Genomic DNA, 4,434 nt, shown 5'->3' on the forward strand with positions numbered 1-4,434 from the left:
GGGCGCACGGGTGGTGGTGCTGGCCGACCCGACCCGCGCAGCGGACGTGCAGGCCTCGCGCTGGGCCGGGCTGGCCATGCACCACGACGTGCAGCTGATGCTGCTGGTCGACCCGCTGGAGCTGGCTCCGCCCAGCGGCCTGCTGCCGTTCCAGAGCCAGGGCCAGCCAGTGGCGCTGGACCTGGGCAACCCCGCGGTGCGCGCACACTGGGAACAGCGCTTCGTCACTCCGCTGCAGGCGCTGCAGCACACCCTGGGTTCCCGCCGCATCCGGGTCCAGGTGATCGCCAGCGACGATCCCAGTGATGCCTGGCTGGGTCCGGTTCCCACTGCGGTGGTGGCATGAACGCAGCCACTGCATTGCAACTGCGCGATGTGCACCTGCCGGCCGCACCGGGCTGGTGGCCCTTGCCGCCGGGTTGGTGGCTGGTCATCGGCGCATGCGCGCTGACCGCATTGCTTGCGTGGGCATGGCGTGCGCGTCGACGCCGCCTGCGACGGCGCTGGCAGCAGCACTTTGCGACCGCGCTGGCGGCTGCGGCCACCCCGGCTGACGAAGTGGCGGCGATGGCCGAGCTGCTGCGCCGCGCGGCACGGCTGCGCAAGCCGGGGGCGGAGCTGCTGCAGGGCACAGAATGGCTGCAGTTCCTCGATGCGCCGGAGAATCCGGCGTTCTCCGCAGGGGAAGGACGGCTGCTGCTCGACGGCGGGTACCGTCGTGAGGTGGATGCCGCTGCCGTGGCGCGGCTGCGCCCGCTGGCGCGCGACCGCTTCGTGCAGCTGATGACCGGCCTGCGCACATGATCGCCTTCGCGCTGCCGGCAGCGTTGTCCTGGCTGGATTCCCTGGCATGGCCCTGGCTGCTGCTGGCCTTGCCGTTGCCGCTGTTGATGCGTTTCCTGCCCGCAGGCAATGACGCCGGTCCGGCGCTGCGCGTGCCCTATGCACCTGAATCACTGGCTGCGCTGGGCAGCGCCGGCGTTCGGCTGTCCGTGCTGCGGCCTGGCCGACTGCTGTTATGGCTGGCGTGGATCAGCCTGTGCGTCGCCGCAGCACGACCGCAGCAGCTGGGCGAGCCGATCGTGCCGCCACAGCAGGGCCGGCAACTGATGCTGGCGGTGGATTTCTCCGGCAGCATGAGCGAACCGGACATGCAGCTGGGCGCACAGATCGTGCAACGTGTGCAGGCCGCCAAAGCGGTGCTGGCCGACTTCCTGGACCGGCGTGCGGGCGACCGCGTGGGTCTGCTGATCTTCGGCGACCGGGCCTATACGCTGACCCCGATCACCGCCGACCTGGCCACGGTGCGCACCCAGCTGACCGACAGTGAGCTGGGGCTGGCCGGCAACAACACCGCCATCGGCGATGCCATTGCACTGGGCGTGAAGCGCCTGCGTGAGCAACCCGAAGGGCAACGGGTACTGATTCTGCTCACTGACGGTGTCAACAACGCCGGCGTGCTGACGCCGTTGCGCGCGGCCGAGCTGGCCAAGGCCGAAGGCGTGCGGGTGTACACCATCGGGTTTGGCGGTGAAGGCGGGCTGCGCCTGTTCGGCGTACAGATCGCCGCCGGCGAAGACCCGGTCGACGAAGCCACATTGCAGAAAATCGCCGCGATGACCGGTGGCCGTGCCTTCCGCGCGCGCGACACCGACCAGCTGGCGGGCATCTATGCCGAGCTCGACCGGCTGGAGCCGATCGTGGCCCCGGGCGAAGCGGTGCGCCCGCGCATCGAGCGCTACCCCTGGCCGCTCGGCGTAGCGGTGCTGCTGGGCGCATGGGCCTGGCTGCTGCCCCGGCGGTGGCGCTGATGGACGTGCTTGCGCACCTGCATTTCCTGCGCCCCGACGCACTGTGGGCGCTGTTGGCGCTGCCGCTGATCGCGCTGCTGTGGCACTGGCGTCGCCGCCGCGCCAGCGTCTGGCTGCATGCCGTCGATGCGCACCTGCTGCCGCACCTGCTGGTGCCGGGTGTGCGCCGGTCGTGGTGGGTGCTGGTCCTGCTGCTGGCGGGTTGGACCCTGGCCGTGATGGCCCTGGCCGGACCCAGCTGGCGTCAATCCGCCCAGCCGCTATGGCAGACCCCGTCACCGCTGGTGATTGCGCTGGACCTGTCCAGCCGCGTCCGTGCCAGCGACCTGCCACCGTCGCGGCTGCTGCAGGCGCGGGCCAAACTGGCGACCCTGCTGCGCGAGCGCAGCGGCGGTGAGGTGGCGCTGCTGGTCTACGCCGATGATGCGTTTACCGTGGCCCCGCTGACCGCCGACCGCGCCAACGTGGCCCTGTATCTGGACGCACTGGATCCCAACGTGATGCCGCGCGATGGCCAGCAGGCCGCGCGTGCGCTGGATGCCGCCGTGTTGCTGCTGCAGCAGTCCGGTGCGAAACAGGGCGACATTCTGCTGATCACCGATCGCGCCGACGCGGCTGACCAGAGCGCCGCCGCACGCGCGAAGGCCCAGCAGATGCGGGTCTCCGTGCTCGGCCTGGGCACGCCGGACGGGGCGGCATATCGCGGCGATGACGGGCAGATCGCACGCGCGCAGCTGGACGAGCCCAGTCTGCGGGCACTGGCTAACGCCGGCGGTGGCGCCTATGCACGGCTGGGCGATGACGATGCCGACCTGCGTGCGCTGGACGTATTACGCCCGCGTGGTGGCGATGGTGACCTGCGTCCGGGGCAGTCGCGCTCCTGGCAGGACGAGGGGTACTGGTTGCTGCCGCCGTTGTTGGTGTTGTCGTTGTGGGCGTTCCGTCGGCGCGGCGTGGCGGTGGTGGTGCTGTGCGCGTTCTGCGGCCCGCTGCTGATGCCGGCCCCGGTACAGGCGGCCGAGCGTGACTGGTGGCAGCGCGCCGACCAGCGCGACCAGCAGCGCCTGTCCACCGGCGTGGACGCGTATCGTCAGGGCGATTTCGCCACCGCGCAGCAGCAGTTCGAACCGGTCCACAGCGCCGAAGGGCGCTATAACCTCGGTAACGCGCTGGCCCGGCAGGGGCAGTTTGATGCGGCCATCGAAGCCTATGACCAGGCGTTGAAGCTGCAACCCGGAATGCCGGATGCAGTCGCCAACCGCGCGGCGGTCGACGCGGCACGCAAGCGCAAACCGCCTTCCGGCGGACAGCAGGGCCAGCAACAGCAGCCGGGCCAGTCTTCGCAGTCGTCGCAGACCCCGTCACAACAGCAACAGCAGAAACAGCAGCAACAGCAACAACAGAAAACTTCTTCCAACGGAACGCCACCGCCCTCACAGGGCAACAATGGCCAATCCCAGGATCAAGGCCAGCCCGATCCGGCTGAGCAGGCCCGCGCGGACGCCGCGCAGCGCGAGCGCATGCGCCAGGCGCTGCAGCGTCAGTCCGGGCAGGGTGATCCCAGCCAGACTCCGCCGCAGACGGCGGCCGAAACCGCGCAGCAGCGCGAACAGCGCCAAGCGGTCGAAGCCTGGATGCGACGCGTGCCCGACGATCCCGGCAGCCTGCTGCGGGCCAAGTTCCAGCGCGAAAACGAACGCAGGAGACAGGAAGGACGATGAGTGCGCTCTTCAAACGGCTGGCCTGTGCGGTGTCGCTGGGCATGCTGCTGGCGCTGGGCACGCCCGCGCACGCGCAGATGCCGCCGGTGGATTCCAGCACGGCCCCACCGGTGCGCGGCAATGCGACCGCGTTTCTGGAAATGGAAGTGGATGACCGCAACCCCTACGTGCAGCAGAGCGTAGGCGTGGTGGTGCGTCTGTATTACGCCTCGCAGCTGCTGTCGGGCGAGCTGGGTCTGGACGCGCCTGACGGTGCCTCGATGCAGCGGGTCGGGCAGGACCGCAGCCTGGTGCGCGAGGTCAATGGCCGCCGCTACAACCTGGTGGAACGGCGCTACCTGCTGATCCCCGAGCGTAGCGGCCCGCTGCTGCTGCCGGGGGCGCGCTTCGAAGGGCGCGCGGCCGGGGGCTTCTTCGATGAGATGTTCGGTGGCGGCAATGGCCGCCTGCGCGCCACTGCGCCGGACCAGCCGCTGCAGGTCCAGCCGCAGCCGGCCGCAGCCCCGCAGCCGTGGTTGCCGCTGCACGACCTGCGCCTGCGCTATACCGCCGCACCCACCCGTGCCCGCGCCGGAGAAGCGGTGACCGTCGTGGTCGAGGCCGTCGCGGACGGGGCCACCCGCGCGCAGTTCCCGGAGTTGCCGGAGATCGACGCCGGTGCGGAAGCGCAGGTGTTTGCCGAGCCGGCGCAGTACGACGAGAGCTTCAACGGCAGTACCCCGCAGCTGAAGCTGACCCGACGCTATGCCATCGTCCCGCGCAGGCCCGGCACCCTGGTGGTGCCGGGCCTGCGCATGCCGTGGTGGGACGTGCGCAACGCCCAGGCGCAGACCGCCACGCTGCCGGACCTGACCCTCACTGTGGGGCAGGGCAGCAGCGCGGCTCCGGCCACCCCGCCGCCG

General features: G+C 70.6%; 3 protein-coding genes and 2 pseudogenes. All 5 read left to right on the forward strand.

Annotation, left to right across the window (positions count from 1 at the left end; translation table 11 throughout):
- Nucleotides 1–346 (forward strand): annotated as a pseudogene (locus RT551_RS21240) (DUF58 domain-containing protein); the annotation flags it as partial.
- The gene (locus tag RT551_RS21245; protein WP_313462170.1) at nucleotides 343–804 is read left to right on the forward strand and encodes a DUF4381 domain-containing protein; all 462 of its coding nucleotides are present in this window, start codon (nucleotides 343–345) and stop codon (nucleotides 802–804) included. The pseudogene RT551_RS21240 and the gene RT551_RS21245, both read left to right, overlap by 4 nt.
- On the forward strand, nucleotides 801–1,811 hold the full coding sequence (locus tag RT551_RS21250; RefSeq protein ID WP_313462172.1) for a VWA domain-containing protein: 1,011 nt from the start codon (nucleotides 801–803) through the stop codon (nucleotides 1,809–1,811). Before RT551_RS21245 ends, RT551_RS21250 begins: the two co-directional genes overlap by 4 nt.
- Nucleotides 1,778–3,532 carry a tetratricopeptide repeat protein gene (locus RT551_RS21255; RefSeq protein ID WP_313462175.1) on the forward strand — a complete coding sequence of 585 codons (1,755 nt, stop codon included), beginning with the start codon at nucleotides 1,778–1,780 and terminating at the stop codon, nucleotides 3,530–3,532. Before RT551_RS21250 ends, RT551_RS21255 begins: the two co-directional genes overlap by 34 nt.
- A gap of 92 nt (nucleotides 3,533–3,624) precedes the next feature.
- Nucleotides 3,625–4,434, forward strand: a pseudogene (locus tag RT551_RS21260) (protein BatD); the annotation flags it as partial.

Origin of the sequence: Stenotrophomonas sp. (genome assembly GCF_032103445.1) — a bacterium.
Taxonomy (GTDB): domain Bacteria; phylum Pseudomonadota; class Gammaproteobacteria; order Xanthomonadales; family Xanthomonadaceae; genus Stenotrophomonas.

What these genes read in the sequence shown, in the direction of transcription:
- RT551_RS21245 (WP_313462170.1), top strand. Translation starts at nt 343, where the DNA reads ATGAACGCAGCCACTGCATTGCAACTGCGCGATGTGCACCTGCCGGCC.
- RT551_RS21250 (WP_313462172.1), top strand. Translation starts at nt 801, where the DNA reads ATGATCGCCTTCGCGCTGCCGGCAGCGTTGTCCTGGCTGGATTCCCTG.
- RT551_RS21255 (WP_313462175.1), top strand. Translation starts at nt 1,778, where the DNA reads ATGGGCCTGGCTGCTGCCCCGGCGGTGGCGCTGATGGACGTGCTTGCG.